We start from the raw sequence: 15,025 nt of genomic DNA, 5'->3' as shown, positions 1-15,025 counted from the left end.
GAGCACAGCATGACCGATTGCACCGAGCTACGCCGCCCGTCAGCGGCGGACGGCCGTGAGGGTGAGGGCCATGAGGGCATGCGTAGGGAGAGCACAGCATGACGGTCGAGATCGCGCCGGAGACCGACGCGGCGGGGCTGGCGCGGAGATGCGAGGCGGCACTCATCGCGTACCTGGACAAACAGCGACCGCACTGGCCTGACGGCACCCCGCGGGGTGTTCTGGACGCCGTGCGCCGCTTCGTGCTCGCCGACGGCAAACGCCTGCGCCCGATGTTCTGCTACTGGGGCTGGCGCGGCGCGGGCCGCCCCGACGGCCAGCAGATCGTCACCGCCGCGGCCGCCCTCGAACTCTTCCACGCCTTCGCCCTCATCCACGACGACATCATGGACGGCAGCAACCTGCGCCGCGGCCACCCGACCGTCCACCGCCACTTCGCCGACGTCCACACCCGCCACTCCTGGAAAGGCGAAGCCGTCCGTTACGGCAACAGCGCCGCCCTGCTCTGCGGCGACCTCTGCGCGGCGTGGGCGGATCACCTGTTCCACGAGTCCGGCCTGCCCATCGAGGGTATCCACCGCGGCTACAAACTCTTCACCGTCATGCGCACCGAAGTCATCGCCGGCCAGTACCTCGACCTGGTCTCCGGCGTCGGCGACGGCTCGGTGGCAGGCGCCCTCACCGTGATCCGCATGAAAGCCGCCCGCTACACCGTCACCCGCCCCCTGCAGATCGGCGCGGCCCTCGCGGACGCCGGCCCGGCCCTGCACACCGCCCTCCAAGCCTTCGGCGACCCCCTCGGCGACGCCTTCCAGCTACGCGACGACGTCCTCGGCGTCTTCGGCGACCCCGCCCGGACCGGCAAACCGGTCATCGACGACCTCCGCGAGGGCAAACCCACCGTCATGGTGGCCATGGCCCGGGACCGAGCTTCGCGTACGCAGGCCGCCCGCATCCGCGAACTCTTCGGCACAGCGTCCCTCGATGACGCCGGCGCCGCGGAGCTCCGCGACATCATCACCGTCACGGGCGCCCGGGAGGACATCGAGGACCTCATCCGCCGCCGGGCCGCCGAGTCGACCGCTGCGCTGGCCGAGGCGCCGCTCACCGACGAGGCCCGTGCGGCCCTGACCGAGCTGGCCTCGTCGGTCATCGCCCGCGACCACTGAAGCAGGAGTTCTGAGCGGGCGGCTGCTCACCGGGCGCTAACCGGTCGGTGTCCACCAGTTACGCCATGACAAAGCAGTACTAGGAAAGCCAGTGGCGTTTGCGTCTGTCGATCGTGAAACTGATGTGGCCCACGGGATCGGTGATGACTACATCGTTGTCGTGAATGTGATTTCTGACGTGCGCCGAACTCTGCTCTCCTGCCCGGTCCCGGCCACGAAAGTGCAGGAAGACGCTGACGATCGCGACGGCGAGGGCCAGGAGGAACCCACCGACGCTTGCGAATTTGTCCGAGCGATCAAGGCCCTGCAGAGCGAAGAAGACGCCCGAGCCGGCCAGCAGGGCCACAGCAACGACGGCGGCGATCCACTTCATCGGCCTGTCCCTCCCTGAGGAAAGACCCGCGTCGGGTATCCCGGCTGTGATTGCCTGGTCCGGGCGGCCCCGGGCGTGTGGCTAGCCAGCTCGTCCAGCCGTGCGCGCACGGTCGCCCGCTTCTGCTCGGCCAGGCGGGCCTGCTCCGCCACCTGGGTCTGCACCGCCGCTTGGGCCCGCCGCGCCGGGTCGGCCTGCCGCGCCTGGTCGATCTGTCCGGCCCGTTCGGTGGCTCGCGCCGCACGCGTCTCCCGCAGGCAACGGTGGAAACGCGCGAGGTTGCCGTCCCGGGTGCGGCCGCGATCGACCTCGCTGATGCGGGTCAAGTGGTTCCCGGCGCCGATCATCACGGCGGCGGCGAGGTCGACCTTGGTGCCGCGGAATTGCTGTCGCACCATGGTGTCCCCGTCGGTTCGGCCGGTGTGCCGCAGGAGGGTGTCGTCCCCGATCTCGCGCAGGGCCTTCAGGATCGGCTGCTGCATGGCCTCGCGGTCCCGCCGGTCGTTGCTCGCGGGACCCCGTCCGGCCAGAGCCCAGATCAGGTCCTCGCGCTCCAGCAACAACTCGGCCAGTGGCACGTTCACCTGCCGTAAGTGATAACGGGTGGTGCCGTGCAGGTCCGTGCCGTCACCGGCGATCACGACATCGCACTCGGCGACCTCGGTACGGGTCCGCTCCGAGAGCTTCTGCCGATAACGCTGTTGACCCGGCTCGGGCATGTTCGCCGCCGTGATCCGCTTGAGGTGCTTCCGGAGAGCTCTGACCGACTGCTCGGAGGGGTTGTCCAGCACCTCCGCCAGTGCCTCGAGCGCGCCTCGGTCGTCGTAGATGCTTGACGCCTCCACCGACAGCCGGTCGATGCGATAGCGGTCCGTCGCCTCGAACTCGCAGTGGTCGGCGATGACCACGGTCCCGGCTCGGCGGGCATCTACGTAATTGGCGTTGAAGCGGCCCCATTTGCGCTCCGCATCGACTGCACCGTGCGATGGGGACGCCACCTCGAGCCAGCGCGGGCCGCGTGCCCGCTCGGTCAGATCCTCGACGTCGGTTCCCAGGAGACCCGCGATACTGTCGAGCCCGGCTTGCATCCGCTCGTGCTGCCCCTCGTGCAGCACACCCAGAGATTCGAGGACGTCCAGCTCCCGGGCCAGGGCGCGACCGGCGGTGAGCAGCCGGACCGCCTGCACCGGCTGAGGCTCACCGCCACGGGCCACAGTGCGGGACTCGGTCAGTTGATCTCTCAGGCGGGTCGCAGCCCCGTGCACTCGATCGAGCCGGTCCTTCTCGGCGATCGCACAGATCTGGCCGGCCGAGCTGATCGCGTTCTGCCACATCGGCGCGTAGCGGGCCTCGGTCTCCAGGGCCGTCGGCTCCGGCACGGACAGTTGCTCGCGAATCGGCGGCTGCGTCGCCTCTGTGGGCATCGTCGCCTCCGGGGGGCGATCAACGTCCTGTGGGAAGGGAAAAGGTGCGACGAGGCCCGGACCCGAGGTGGGCGGTCGCACCCGCCCGGGCAGAGCCGATGGCATTTGCGCGGGCAGGGCCGGCCGGGGGTACTGCTCGGGGAAACGTGGCATGAACATGGTCGGCACCTCCGCCGGATCCACAGTTTTGCCCGAAGCATGACACGCGCAGCGTTTCACCGGGTACCTCGACGGGCACTGTTCAGCATGCGCTGAACAGGGCCCGTCGCCGGTTTCAGGGGGCCGGCACCGCCGCGGTCACCTCGATCTCGAGCACCGCCCCGGTCAGGAAGAGTCGCCCGACCTCGACGGTGGTACTGGCCGGCGGGGGAGTCGCGGTGAAGAGCCGATTCCGAACCTTTGCGTACGCCGGCAGGTCGTCAAGGTCCGTCATGAACGTCCGGATATGCAGTACGCCGTGCAGCTCGGTGCCGTGCGCAGCTAGTAGTTGTGCGATCAGGTCAAAGATCTGCTCCGCCTGGGCTCCCGCGTCCCCGGGTGCGATGATCGCGCCGGTGTCGTCGACGGCTACTTGACCGGAGAGCATGAGCAGTGCCCCGCCGCCGGGCATGTCGACGCGCGCCACGTGCGCGAAGCGATCCCCGAACGGCGCGGCCACGCCAGCCGGATTGTCCAAATCGGTTTTCACTCGGTCTCCCCGGTCTCGGTGGTGAGGGTTGCGATGTCGGCTGCGGGGTTCAGGGCTGAGCGCAGGGCGTTGGCCGTCGCGGCCAGGAGCGGGGCGGAGGGGAGTGCCGTGAGGGCGAGTGCGGTGTCCTTGGCGGCCAGGGCGAGGGGGAAGTCGGCGCCGGTTGCCCGGGCTCGGGGGACCGCGGCGGCTAGGGCGCTGGAGCCGAGGACGTCCCAGGCTGTTTCCCGGTCGACTCCCACGGCTGCCGCGAGCGCCATGACGTCGGCGAGAGCCGCTATCCCGGTCACCAGTGCGGCATTGAGCACAAGCTTCACGGCCGACCCTGCCCCCACCCCGCCACAACGCCGAACCTCCCCAAGCTCAGCCAGCACCACCTGAGCCTCGCCGCCCAGGCCGGGACCGTCCTCGCCGCCCAGGCCCGATCTGTCCTCGCCGAGCAGGATGGTGAGCGAGCCTGACTCGGCGGCGGGGACGCTGCCTTTGACCGGGGCGTCCCACAGCGGGACCGGGCAGCGGGCGGCCAGTGCGCGCACCTCGTCCGGCGAGATCGTGGACATCTGCAGGACGACGCTGCCCGGTCGCAGGCCCGGTGCGGCGTCACGCAGGACCTCGTCGGCCGCGGCCGCGTCCGTCACCATCACGATGACCACCTGGGCATCGCGGACCGCGTCGGCCGGGGACGTGGCGTTGTGGACCCCCGATCTGTTCCACACCGTCACATCGTGGCCGCGGGTGGTGAGGCGGCGGGTGATGGCGGTGCCCATCCGGCCCGCGCCGAGTACGGCTACCGAGATCATGCGGCGACGGTAGCGAGCGCGGCTGCTATGCCACCAGCGAATGTTCTGCATGGATGACATGCGTGACTAGCATGCGTACGGTGCAGACTGACTCGTTGGATGTGTTTCGGACCGTGGCTCGGACGGGGTCGATCACCGCGGCTGCGCGGGCGCTCGGGTTCACGCAGTCGGCGGTGTCGCGGCAGATCGCAGTGCTGGAGGGCGAGGTCGGGGAGCGGTTGTTCGAGCGGGTGGCGCGTGGGGTGGTGCTGACCGATGCGGGAAACAGTCTGCTGCCGCATGCGAACGCCGTGCTGGACCGGCTGGCGACCGCGCGGGCCGATCTTGCCGCGTTGCGGGGGCTGGGTGGTGGGCGGGTGCGGGTCGGGGCGTTTCCCACGGCGGTGGCGGCGCTCGTGCCCCGGGCTCTGGCGGCTCTGCTCCGGGCGTACCCGAAGGTTGAGGTGCAGTTGATCGAAGGCCGGACGCCCGCGTTGCTGGAGCGGTTGCAGTCGGGTGACGCCGATGTTGTGGTGATCAGCGGGCCGGCGCCGGCCTCCACGCGCCTGACCCTGCGCCACCTGCTCGATGAGGAGCTTCTGGTCGCGGTCCCGGCCGGGCATCGGCTTGCCGGGCGTAGGACCGTGCGGCTCGCGGAGCTGAGCGACGAGGCCTTCATCGCCGGCTCGGCCACCGCGGAGGACGAACTGCTGCGCGCGACCCTGCCCGCCGGCTTCCGGCCCCGGACCGGCATCGTCGCCGCGGAATGGACGGGCAAACTAGGGTGCGTCGCCGCCGGTCTGGGGGTCGCTCTGGTCCCCGCTCTGGCGCTGCGCGCCCGTCCCGGCGACATCTCACTGCTGCGGATCCACCGCGATGATGCATCAGTACGCCGGGTGTACGCCGCCACGACGAGAACACCATCCCCGCCCGTAGCCGCAGTGCTGGACCATCTGTCCGAAACAGCCCAGCAACTCGCCCGCTGAGGAGCCGTCATGCCGTACGGAATCGTCCTGCTCCCCGACCCCGCGACCAGCGCGACCCTCGCCGCCCTCGCCCGGACGATCGGCGCCGCCGCGGGCCCGCTCAACCTGGCCGGCCCGAAGGCCCCGCCGCACGTCTCGATCCTGCACATCGACACCGAGGACCGCGCCCCGCTCGACGCCTGGGTCCGCGCCCACCCCGGCCCGCTCACGGTGAAGATCATCGGGTTGTTGTTCGCCGATGTCCCGGCGGGCGACTACTACGTGCCCACCGGTGGCAGCTATTTTGGGCTGGAGATCGTCCGCCGGCCCGACCTGGACGCCCTGCACAGCAGCGCCCTGGACCTGCCGGCCGGCCCACCGCTCGGCAACGTCGGCCCGGACTTCCGGCCGCACATCACCCTCGGCATGGTCTCGGGCGCGCTCCACCTGCCGGACCTGGCCACGGTCCCCGCGGGGGAGCTGACGCTGACCCCGGCGGTCGGGCGCATCGGCCCGTTCGGCAGCTTCCCCGACCTCGGGGTTTAGTGATCGCGCTGCGTGCCGGTGTCGTTGCGTACACCTCGGCCGTCGAGATTGGTCCGTATGCCGGAGTCTCTGGAGGCTGTCGCGGGCAGCCCGTGGGTGCTCGTCCTCGTCCTCGTCGTGTCGGGGCTGGACGCCGTCCTGCCCTTCATGCCCAGCGAGTCGACCGTCGTCGCGACCGGTGTCATGGCAGCGGCAACCGGCCGGCCCCACCTGGCGGCGCTGATCGCCGCCGCGGCCGCCGGTGCGTACGCGGGGGACTGGTGCGCCTACGCGATCGGCCGCCGTAGCACCGCCGCCGTGACCACCCGGCTGGGGCGTCGCCGGCGTTCCCAGCAGCTGCACGAGTGGGCCCGGCGCCTGCTCCACAGCCGCGGCGGGTTGGTCATCGTCTTCGCCCGATACGTCCCCGGTGGGCGCTCCACCACCGCGTTCGCCGCGGGAGTGGTCGGGTATCCGGTTGCCCGGTTTCGCTGGTACACAGCGCTTGCGGTGTCGCTGTGGGCGTGCGAGGCGGCGTTGCTCGGGTATCTCGGTGGGTCGGTGTTCGCCGGGCAGCCGCTGCTCGGGCTGCTGCTGGGAGGAGCGGGTGCGTTCGTGGTGACCGGGTTCGCTGTCGCGGTGGAGCGGTGGAGAACGCGGCGCGACGACCGGGTTCCGCTATCGGGCGCGACCCATCGACAGGACGAGCGCGCCCGAGTCGGTATCGACCACCAGGAGCGTGCCGATACCCGCGAGACCTGTGAGCTCCGCGTCGAGGAGGACTGATCTCACGAGACGCTCTGTCGCGGGGTCCCAGACGATCAACCTTCGCCCCGCCGTGCACAGAACCACCCGGGTGGACCTGTCGGGTGCTTCGACGATCGTGAGCCCTGTGTAGGCGTGGGTACCGCCGAGCTTCACCAGCCGTGGCGGTGTCGCCAGGCTGCCCAGGTCGTGCAGGTGCATCCCGTAACCGGCGATCGAGATGAGGCAATCGGCCTGTGCACCCGGGAGCCGCAGCACTGACAGGCCGGCCACCGGCGACGCCGTCCCCAGCGGCGGAGCGGCGAGCACACCACTGCGAAGATCCCAGTAACGGATGGTGTTGTCAGCGGCCGCAGTGACGAGCAACGGCATCCCGTCCTGTCCTCGTGCGGTGACCGCCGTGGTCACCGCTGAGGTGTGCCCGGAAAGTCGCCGGATGCTTGCCGCGCCCGCTGCGGGGCCGTCCTCCTCGTCCCACAGCAGCACATCTCCGCCGCCGTCACCGGCTACGACGACATCACTTCCGTTCAGCGTTGCACCGATCACCACGCCGTTGTCGCGGTAGAAGTACCCCGGAACCTTCGTCAGATGGTCCCCGGAGAAAGGGTCGATCAAGTCGATGGAACCGGCCACCGGGTCATGCACCGCGACTACATCACGGCGCCGGTACGACGCGACTCCCACCAAGCGCCCGCGCAGAGGAGCAGTGGAGGGAGTCTGCTGCCCGGTGGCCGCGTCGAGAATTTTCATGCCGTCCGGGGCCTGGCACAGCAGGGCGGGGCCTGTGCCGGGGCCGTAGGGCAGGACCATGGTCCTTCGCGCGAAGGTGTCCACCGGCAGGCGAGTCGCCCCGCCCCGTGCCGCCTCTCGCGTGACGCTCGGATCCATCCACAGTCTCAAGGTTCCGTCTGCCCCGCTGGAGGCGAGTACCCGCCGGCCATCGGGAAGTCTCGACCACTCCATCGCGAGGATGGGTCCGGTGTGCCCCGCCAGAGGCTTACCCAGAAGGGCACCGGTAGCGGTGTGTATCAACAGGATCTGCCCGTTGTGGCCCGCTGCGACCGCTACCACATCGGCGTGGTCCCCGAAGGAAGCGGCGGCGGTGATGGGATCGGATGTGCCGAGCCACCGCTGGCGGCTTTCACGCCGGTCGTACCGGAGCCAGGCGATGCTCAAACAGTCCGCCCAGGAGGAAACGAACGCGGATGAGCCGTTGACGGTTGCTCCGACCAGGAAATCCGCATGCCCGTCGCCTACGTGTTCCTGATAATCACCGGATTCCAGATCCCAAGTGAGCAGCCTGCCGTCGCGCCCCCGGGTGCACATCCCCACCGTGCCGTCGGCACCACGCAGAACGGCGACATCAGCGATCTCACTGTGATGTCCGGTGAACGGCGAACCGAAGGGCTGCTCGCGCTCGATGTCCCAGAACCGGACGGTCCCATCGCTGCCCGTGCTGACAAGAAGGGCACCACGAACGCGGGGAAGGAGCGCCAGAGCGGTGACAGCGTCGACGTGGCCGGTGAGCGGCCCACCCGTGGCACGCCCTGTCCGGGTGTCCCACAGGCGGATACTCTCGTCGTCGCCCGCCGAGATGAGCACGTTGCCGGCTTGGACGAGGGCCCGTACCGAACCCTCGTGAGCCTGGATCCGATGGCCGTACGGCAGGCCGGTGTCCGGACTCCACAACCGTAGCGACCCGTCCGCCCCGCCGGTGGCCACGACCCGGTGCCCGCCGGCCGATGCGAACGCCATGGAGGTGACCGGGCCTTGTCCGCAGCTGATCGGGACATGCAGGGCGTCAGGTTCCATCCGCGTCCAGAGCAGATTCCAGAAATCGTTCCTGGCAGGCAACGGGAGCCCGCCGTAGCGGCCTGACGTGACCGAGCGGATCAGTCGCCGATCCTCGGGGCCGGCAGGGGCCAGCACGTGCCTGGAACGCGACGTGGCGAGAATGGCCGGTGGTAAGGACGCGGGGTCGGCCACCCCCAGTACCTCCGTGGCCACCGAATCGGGGTCGATGTGATCGAGCAGAGCGGTAGCCGCGGCCAGTTCCGGCCAGAGGGAGCCTTCGGCGACGTGCGCGGCCAAGTGCCGGATCACGTAGGGGTTCGGTGCGGATCCGTTGCGGCGCTGCGCATGGGCGATCAGCGCGGAGGCGATCCTCCGGTGCGTATCGGGATCCGCCAACGTCAGGAAATATTCCTGAAAGGTGCGGTGAGCCAGCCGGTACACGCTCTGGCCCTTCTCGGCGTCGAGCATGATGTACGGGGCGGCGCGCAGGACCAGCCGGTCGATGTCTTCCTCGCCGATGCTGTCGTGTGAGGAGAGCGAAGCAGCCATGACGGCCCAGACGCGGTCGGCCCGCGGGACACCGCGGCCACGGGTGAAGGCCAGCGCGGCGAGCAGAGGGAACGTACGGGGTTCCTCGGATCGGAGCCGGGTGATCGCCTCGGCGAACAGGCTCCTGTGGTCGAGGCGGAGAAGGCCGGCCAGCTCGGCGCTGCGGTCCGCGCGCATGAGGTACGGCCGGGCGAGCAGCTCGTGAACGGCCAGCCGGGCAAACAGGAACTGCCTCCGCTGGTCCCGGATCAGCCCCGCAACCGTGGTGATGCCCTCATCTCCCACATCGATGACGCGCACTCTCCGCGCTGCCTGCAGGCGCCGCCGGACATAGGTGCCGATGGCTGCGGGGTCACGATCCACGACGACGTCCGGCGCCCGGTCGTGGCTGAGAAGGACCAGCAGGTCGTCGGAGTTCTCGAGCTTATCCGGGTCGGCGTGCGCCGATGCCCTCGTCCCGATGACGATCCGGCAGTTCGGTAGCGCCGCGATCGGGTTGAGCAGCTGCCGGGCAATCTCGTAAGGCTCCTGCGATTCGTCCAGGGCGTCGGCGAGAATGGCGAACGGACGGGCACGCTCGCGCAGCGCTTGGACGAGCCACGTGCTGCCGGAGGCCGAGGAGTCCGCTTCACGCGAAAGGCCGGCGGCCTCGGCGAGCCGTGCCGTGAGCGCACCCGCGGTCATGCCGGTGAGATGGACGACGAGATCGAACGGGTCCTCCGGCGGTAACTCCCATTCCGGCAACGTTTCCAGCTGGTGCGCGGCGATCAGGAGTTCACGCAGCGCCCGGTTGGTGTAGATGAGCACGTTGCCCAGCAGTGCGGACTTGCCCGAGCCAGCCGGGCCTGTCACCACGAGCATCCCGTTCTGCTGTTCGTGCAACCAGGCGGACACCTGATGACGCTCGGCGTGCCGGCCGACGAAGTACCAGGCGAGCTCTCCCTCCTCGGCTCCCTGCGCCTTGGGGATGAAATGGCGGCGCTCGTCGGCGGGCAGACCGGCGAGGAACCCTTGCAGATCTGCATAGATGTCGAGCGGGGCGGTCACAGGTGTGGTGAGGAGGCGATGCCGCCGCAACGGCGTCGCCTGATGGAGTCCGCGGTCTATGACCTCGCCCGGTTCGATGCGGTCCCGAAGCTGGGACACGAAGTCGTCGACCCGGATCCGGGCACCGTCGTTGTCGGTGTAGGAATCGAGCGTGGCCTGCAGGATCTCGCCGAACCGGCCGAGATTGCCGGCGCTGTCGTCGCCGCCGACCCCGAGCAGGGCCAGCCGCTGTGGCCCGTTGGGTGCGGCCATCAGGGCTGCCCCGACCTTGCGTACGAAGGTGGCCGCTCCGCATGCCTCGATGACCATCATGGCCCAGACGCCGGTTCCGGGATGCCGTCGCCGCCACTGGACCATGAGATGGTCGGCGATGGACTGCGGGTTGACGCCACTGCCGGCGATGACGGCGGGGGTCTCGAAGGTGGCCAGCCAGGCGTCGAGCCCGTCAGACGTGCCGTGCCCGAGCCAGAACACCAGCGAGCTCCGGCCCTCGCGATGGGACGCCCAGTCCGCGAGCTGCCCGCGGACATTTGTCTCGGTGCGCTCGCCCGTGATCTCTCCCGCGGTCAGCGCTCCGTCGAGATTGACCGCCAGCAGGTCGGCGATGTGGTGAGCTACTTTCTTTGCCTGATGGAGCGGGGCGTGATGCAGATAGTTGTCGACCACGATAGGGACGATGTCGAACTGTGGCGCGTCGATGTGATCAGACATCGTCGCGAGCCGAACCACGACGGGGTATCGCCATCAGCAGCTGCGTCACCGGTGAGAAGGACTGGCCCTTGGCCGCGATCCGGTACACACCGGGAACGGTCAGCGTGATCCGGGCCTCAAGGCTCCCGTCAGCGGGAGCCAGCAGAGGATGAGCTACTGAGCGCTCGTCCACGGCATCGGTGATCCGGCAGGCGATCGACGCGGGATCGGGAACTCCGGCAAGAGTGATGCGGAATTCTTCCCCGGCGACCGCTACGTCGGGCAGCTGCAGGGAGACAGCGGCGGATTCGCCGAGCCACGCACCCGGTGGATGATCAGTCAGTACGCCTCGAACATGGTCGATGACCTCCGGCGTCCTCGCCAATGCTCCGTGTGTCTGCGTTACGTAGAACGGGTCGGCAGTGCTCGACGCCGCGTCTCGTGCGACGGTCTCGTCCCCTCCTCGGTCAACAGGGCCTGCGACGCTGCTGTCCGATGGGTATGACCATTGCTGTGCGGTTACCACCCCACCGATCAACGTGAATGTCTGGGCCGTCGGCTGCCACAGACCGACCACCGACTGCAGCGTGGGGTTCGTTGTGGCGGCCAGTCTCTGATGCAGTCTCGCCGACTCCTCGGCAAGCCCTGCGTCACCTCCGATGTCAGCCACCTCGGCCGGGGTGATGGGGCGAGCGCCCGCACCGTCGGCCACGCACCTGTAGGACGGCAGCAGCTCGTGCAGACCGGGCATTGTCGCGGTCATTTGCCGCAACCTGCGGTGCGGCAGGGGCGCCGGCGTGCCCACTCCGCTGTTGAGTATCTGGACCGCCTTGACGCTGCCCCGGAACGGCGTGCCAAGTGTGAGGATGATTCGCACCTCGGAGGATCCGCCCAGGAGGGCGGTGAAGTAGCTTGCGATGAGACCGCCCATCGAATGGGCCACCAGAATCAACTTCGCCGAGGTGCTGCCCCGAGGCGATTGTCGCCAGCGGCGGAGATGATCATCGGCAACTTCGGCCAGCCGGGATGCATTGTGAGCGACGGACAGTCTCCAGTCGTACGGGAAAGGGAGCACCGCTTCCGGGGCGGCGACGGTGCGCCGAATACTGCCGAGCAGAGCGGTGTAGGGCTCGAAGCCGCGCAGGAGGGGTGCCACCACTGGAAACCGCAGCAGACGGGAGGGAATGATGCGCCCGGTATGCCCTGCACGTTCCGCGTCGGACACCCGTAACGCTTCCAGCGAAGACCCGCTCGTCCACGCTCGTAAATACCATCGGGGGTCGGCCAGACCCCATAGTGGCCTGTTCGTGGCCGCCTCGATCAATTCGCTTCCCATGATGCCGGGGATTACGATCACGGCGTCCGGACATTTCGCAGTCCCGGGAATCAACACGACTCCATTCCATGATCAATTCCTGCCGTGGACCAGATATGATTCCACAGCACGAAATCGATCTACATCCCAGTTCCGAACGATGCTTTCCGGCTGATTGGCGCCGGGCCGGTCCGCAGGACGTAAGGCGCCTGCAGCAGCGTGTCCGGCCCGTGTTTTGATCTTGCGATGACCTCTGACGCTCCTGGGTGGGACGCCATCGATGCCCGGCTTGCCGAGTTCTATCCCGGGGTTACGCCGAAGCATTTCGGGACGTTGCAGCCGTTTGCGCTGGGCGGCCCGGACCCGCTCGACGGCGTCAGCTTCTATCCGAGGGACGAGCCGGTGCCGCACTGGCACATCGTCGGGTACGGGATGAGTGAGCTGTACTCCACAGAGGCCGAGGAGTCCGACATCTCCGGGTGGGGTTTCGAGTTCACCTTCCGGGTGAGCCGCGCGGCCGACGACGCCGAGCCGCCCATCTGGGCCGCGAACCTGCTGCAGAACCTGGCCCGCTACGTGGTGTCCAGCGGTAACTGGTTCGAGCCGGGCCACCACATGAACGCCAACGGCCCCATCCGGCAGGAGCACCCGACGGCCATGACGGCGCTGGCGTTCGCCGAGGACCCGGAGCTGGGGACGATCGGCACCCCGCGCGGGCGGGTGCAGTTCCTGCAGGTGGTGGGGCTGACCGGCGAGGAGTACGCCGCGGCGCGGCAATGGGACACCACCGGGGTGCTGGATCTGCTCGCGGAGCGGCAGCCGCTGCTCGTCACCGATCTGGACCGGGCGCCGATCACGGACGACCCGGCGGTGCGGGACGCGATCGATGCCGGGCGGGTGCGGGACGGTTCGTCGACCGGGCTGTTGCTGGTGGCCGGGTTCGGGTGGTCCGATGAGGGGGACGTGGTCCGGTTGACCTTCAAGGCTGTCACGGCCGGCACGGTGGCTCAGGCGGTGCGTGACCGGCTGCATCACGGGCGCGATCTGATCATCGACGGGGACGGTGTCCGGGTGCTGCTGCGTGGTGCCGAGGCGTTCGATGTGCAACGGACCGTCGACGGTGGGCTCGAGGTGGATCTGCCCGCGGCGGCGGTGCTCGCGTTGCCCAGTGCGCTGGTGGCGGGGAGCCGGGCGCTGGCGGGGACGAGCGGGCTGGTCGTCGAGGTGGCGGGGCCGCCAACCCTGCCCAACGAAGGGTCCGGGGCGGGGTGACGGGTGGGTGGACAGGCTTGCGCTTTGCGGATATTCAGGCGTACGCCCATTGCTCGTCCGCCGTGCCAGGGGTGACCATCGTGACACCCTGCAAGCGAAGTTCCGGTGAGCGAGAGGACCCGACACCCACGTGCCGCCCACCCCAGAGCCCGACGACGACGACGGGATCGCCACGGCGGATCTCAGTGGCCGGCGTGTCGGAAGCTCGTACGTGCTGATCTGCCCGGTCGGGCGGGGCGCCACCGGCACCGTGTGGCGGGGGCTGGAGAGCTCGACCGGTGATCAGGTCGCGGTGAAGCTGCTGCACGAGGGTCTGCTGCAGCAGCCGAGGCTGGTCAGCCGGTTCGTGCAGGAACGCTCCATCCTCAAGATGGTGCGTCATGAGCACGTGGTGGGGGTGCGTGACCTGTTCAGTGTGGGGGAGTCGTTGGGCCTGGCCATGGACTTCGTCGCCGGGGGGAGCCTGCGGGAGCGGCTGCGGCGCGAGGGCACCCTGGAACCGGGCGAGGCGGCGCGGCTGCTGGCCCAGGTCGCGGCCGCGCTCGCCGTGGCGCACGGGCTCGGGGTGGTGCACCGCGACGTCAAACCGGACAACATCCTGTTGCAGACCGACGGGGAACGCGAGGATGTGCGGCTGACCGATTTCGGTATCGCCCGGGTGCTGGACAGCCCCGGCGTGACCAGCTCGCACGCGGTGGTCGGCACCCCGCACTACATGGCGCCGGAGGCGATCAGCGGTGGTGAGGCCGCCCCGGCCGCCGACGTGTACGCCCTCGGCATCGTCCTGTTCGAACTGGTCTCGGGCCGCACCCCGTACGCGGGGGAGCCGTTCGCCGTGCTGCGCGGCCACCTCGACGAGCGGCCGCGGCGCCCGGTGGGGATGGCCGACGCCGTCTGGGCGGTGATCGCCCGCTGCCTGGACAAGGATCCGTCGCGGCGGCCCGAGGCGACGGCCCTGCGCGACAGTCTCGTGCGCCTGACCCGCGAGATGGAGGGCGTGCCGGCGATGCCCGCCCCGGGCAAGCGCGAACCGGTCCGGCCGCTGGATCCGAAGGACCAGGCCAAGCGCCGCCCCCAGAACCGCCCGCACGACTGGGCGTGGGGCCGCCGCGGTTTCCTGGTGCTCATCCTGACCTGTGGCCTGCTCACCGCGGGCGTCATCGGCTCCCGCGCCCCGAGTGGGAGGGACGCCGCCGGGCCACCACCCACGGCCCAGCCGGCAGTGGTGCCCCGTGCGAAGAAGATCGCCGAGAATGCCCCGGCCACCTGGCACTGCGGCGACAAGTTCACGAGCTGGGAGCTGGGCCACCCGCTCATCGCCCAGCCGTGTCACGCCCTCGGTGTGGTCGTGCGGGTCGCCGCGCACCTCGACGCCCCACCCGGCGTACGAGCCGATGTGGAGCTCAGCGTCCGGGAGGCAGCGTCCGGCGGCGCGGTGGTGGCCGGCCCGCACACCTGCGAGGACGTGACGTTCACCGGCCTCGACCCGCGCCGGGACTGCGGCCCGGCAACGCTCGACGTGCCGCACGGCGGCCGCTACGTCGTCACGCTGTCCTGGCATTACCGCGGCGGCAGGATCCTGACCGGCGCCGGGGCCGGGGGCAACGGCGGGCACACCGAGGGTGTCCCTTTCGACTGGTAATGATTACCGGGAGATTTCGGTGATGTAC

At 69.6% G+C, this 15,025-nt stretch carries 12 protein-coding genes; 6 read left to right on the top strand and 6 right to left on the bottom strand.

Features of this window, described 5'->3' with window-relative positions; translation table 11 throughout:
• Positions 1 to 98 precede the first annotated feature (98 nt).
• Positions 99 to 1,169, top strand: coding sequence for a polyprenyl synthetase family protein (locus tag Ahu01nite_RS06045; RefSeq protein WP_203835377.1), 1,071 nt, complete (start codon positions 99 to 101; stop codon positions 1,167 to 1,169).
• A gap of 79 nt (positions 1,170 to 1,248) precedes the next feature.
• Here the strand turns inward: Ahu01nite_RS06045 and Ahu01nite_RS06040 are convergent, their stop codons facing one another.
• The 4 genes from Ahu01nite_RS06040 to Ahu01nite_RS06025 all read right to left on the bottom strand — a co-directional run bounded on the left by Ahu01nite_RS06040 (position 1,249) and on the right by Ahu01nite_RS06025 (position 4,454).
• Complete coding sequence (locus tag Ahu01nite_RS06040; RefSeq protein ID WP_203835376.1) at positions 1,249 to 1,542, bottom strand: hypothetical protein; 294 nt, start codon at positions 1,540 to 1,542, stop codon at positions 1,249 to 1,251.
• Positions 1,539 to 2,966: a hypothetical protein gene (locus tag Ahu01nite_RS06035; protein WP_203835375.1), complete on the bottom strand. Its 1,428-nt coding sequence runs from the start codon at positions 2,964 to 2,966 to the stop codon at positions 1,539 to 1,541. The genes Ahu01nite_RS06040 and Ahu01nite_RS06035 overlap by 4 nt, the downstream gene beginning before the upstream one ends.
• Before the next feature lie 274 nt (positions 2,967 to 3,240).
• Entirely contained in the window at positions 3,241 to 3,654 is a 414-nt protein-coding gene (locus Ahu01nite_RS06030) for a RidA family protein (protein ID WP_239158646.1), read from the bottom strand.
• Positions 3,651 to 4,454 carry an NAD(P)-dependent oxidoreductase gene (locus tag Ahu01nite_RS06025; RefSeq protein WP_203835374.1) on the bottom strand — a complete coding sequence of 268 codons (804 nt, stop codon included), beginning with the start codon at positions 4,452 to 4,454 and terminating at the stop codon, positions 3,651 to 3,653. The genes Ahu01nite_RS06030 and Ahu01nite_RS06025 overlap by 4 nt, the downstream gene beginning before the upstream one ends.
• A gap of 101 nt (positions 4,455 to 4,555) precedes the next feature.
• Here Ahu01nite_RS06025 and Ahu01nite_RS06020 point away from each other — a divergent pair, with 101 nt between their 5' ends.
• The 3 genes from Ahu01nite_RS06020 to Ahu01nite_RS06010 are packed head-to-tail and all read left to right on the top strand — an operon-like array spanning position 4,556 to position 6,709.
• Positions 4,556 to 5,419, top strand: a complete 864-nt coding sequence (locus tag Ahu01nite_RS06020; protein WP_239158656.1) for a LysR family transcriptional regulator — start codon at positions 4,556 to 4,558, stop codon at positions 5,417 to 5,419.
• A gap of 9 nt (positions 5,420 to 5,428) precedes the next feature.
• The gene (locus tag Ahu01nite_RS06015) at positions 5,429 to 5,944 is read left to right on the top strand and encodes a hypothetical protein (RefSeq protein ID WP_203835372.1); all 516 of its coding nucleotides are present in this window, start codon (positions 5,429 to 5,431) and stop codon (positions 5,942 to 5,944) included.
• A 57-nt stretch (positions 5,945 to 6,001) separates the two neighbouring features.
• Positions 6,002 to 6,709, top strand: coding sequence for a DedA family protein (locus Ahu01nite_RS06010; RefSeq protein ID WP_203835371.1), 708 nt, complete (start codon positions 6,002 to 6,004; stop codon positions 6,707 to 6,709).
• On the opposite strand, the gene Ahu01nite_RS06005 is transcribed toward Ahu01nite_RS06010, so the two are convergent.
• Both Ahu01nite_RS06005 and Ahu01nite_RS06000 read right to left on the bottom strand, forming a co-directional pair.
• On the bottom strand, positions 6,602 to 10,789 hold the full coding sequence (locus Ahu01nite_RS06005) for an NACHT and WD40 repeat domain-containing protein (protein ID WP_203835370.1): 4,188 nt from the start codon (positions 10,787 to 10,789) through the stop codon (positions 6,602 to 6,604). The two genes, Ahu01nite_RS06010 and Ahu01nite_RS06005, sit on opposite strands and share 108 nt — an antisense overlap.
• Entirely contained in the window at positions 10,782 to 12,125 is a 1,344-nt protein-coding gene (locus Ahu01nite_RS06000; protein WP_203835369.1) for a lipase/acyltransferase domain-containing protein, read from the bottom strand. The genes Ahu01nite_RS06005 and Ahu01nite_RS06000 overlap by 8 nt, the downstream gene beginning before the upstream one ends.
• 204 nt (positions 12,126 to 12,329) lie before the next feature.
• Here Ahu01nite_RS06000 and Ahu01nite_RS05995 point away from each other — a divergent pair, with 204 nt between their 5' ends.
• Positions 12,330 to 13,355 carry a suppressor of fused domain protein gene (locus Ahu01nite_RS05995; protein ID WP_203835368.1) on the top strand — a complete coding sequence of 342 codons (1,026 nt, stop codon included), beginning with the start codon at positions 12,330 to 12,332 and terminating at the stop codon, positions 13,353 to 13,355.
• Positions 13,356 to 13,485: 130 nt separating this feature from the next.
• On the top strand, positions 13,486 to 14,997 hold the full coding sequence (locus tag Ahu01nite_RS05990) for a serine/threonine-protein kinase (protein WP_203835367.1): 1,512 nt from the start codon (positions 13,486 to 13,488) through the stop codon (positions 14,995 to 14,997).
• The last annotated feature ends 28 nt before the right edge of the window (positions 14,998 to 15,025 follow it).

Origin of the sequence: Winogradskya humida (genome assembly GCF_016862215.1) — a bacterium.
In the GTDB taxonomy this organism is placed as follows: Bacteria; Actinomycetota; Actinomycetes; order Mycobacteriales; family Micromonosporaceae; genus Actinoplanes; species Actinoplanes humidus.
Note: the sequence above shows the minus strand (reverse complement) of the source record. Positions and strands in the feature narration are given on the sequence as shown.

Coding starts and splice junctions, on each gene's coding strand:
- Ahu01nite_RS06045 (WP_203835377.1), top strand. CDS start 99: ATGACGGTCGAGATCGCGCCGGAGACCGACGCGGCGGGGCTGGCGCGG.
- Ahu01nite_RS06025 (WP_203835374.1), bottom strand. CDS start 4,454: ATGATCTCGGTAGCCGTACTCGGCGCGGGCCGGATGGGCACCGCCATC.
- Ahu01nite_RS06010 (WP_203835371.1), top strand. CDS start 6,002: ATGCCGGAGTCTCTGGAGGCTGTCGCGGGCAGCCCGTGGGTGCTCGTC.
- Ahu01nite_RS06035 (WP_203835375.1), bottom strand. CDS start 2,966: ATGCCCACAGAGGCGACGCAGCCGCCGATTCGCGAGCAACTGTCCGTG.
- Ahu01nite_RS06015 (WP_203835372.1), top strand. CDS start 5,429: ATGCCGTACGGAATCGTCCTGCTCCCCGACCCCGCGACCAGCGCGACC.
- Ahu01nite_RS06005 (WP_203835370.1), bottom strand. CDS start 10,789: ATGTCTGATCACATCGACGCGCCACAGTTCGACATCGTCCCTATCGTG.
- Ahu01nite_RS06040 (WP_203835376.1), bottom strand. CDS start 1,542: ATGAAGTGGATCGCCGCCGTCGTTGCTGTGGCCCTGCTGGCCGGCTCG.
- Ahu01nite_RS05995 (WP_203835368.1), top strand. CDS start 12,330: ATGACCTCTGACGCTCCTGGGTGGGACGCCATCGATGCCCGGCTTGCC.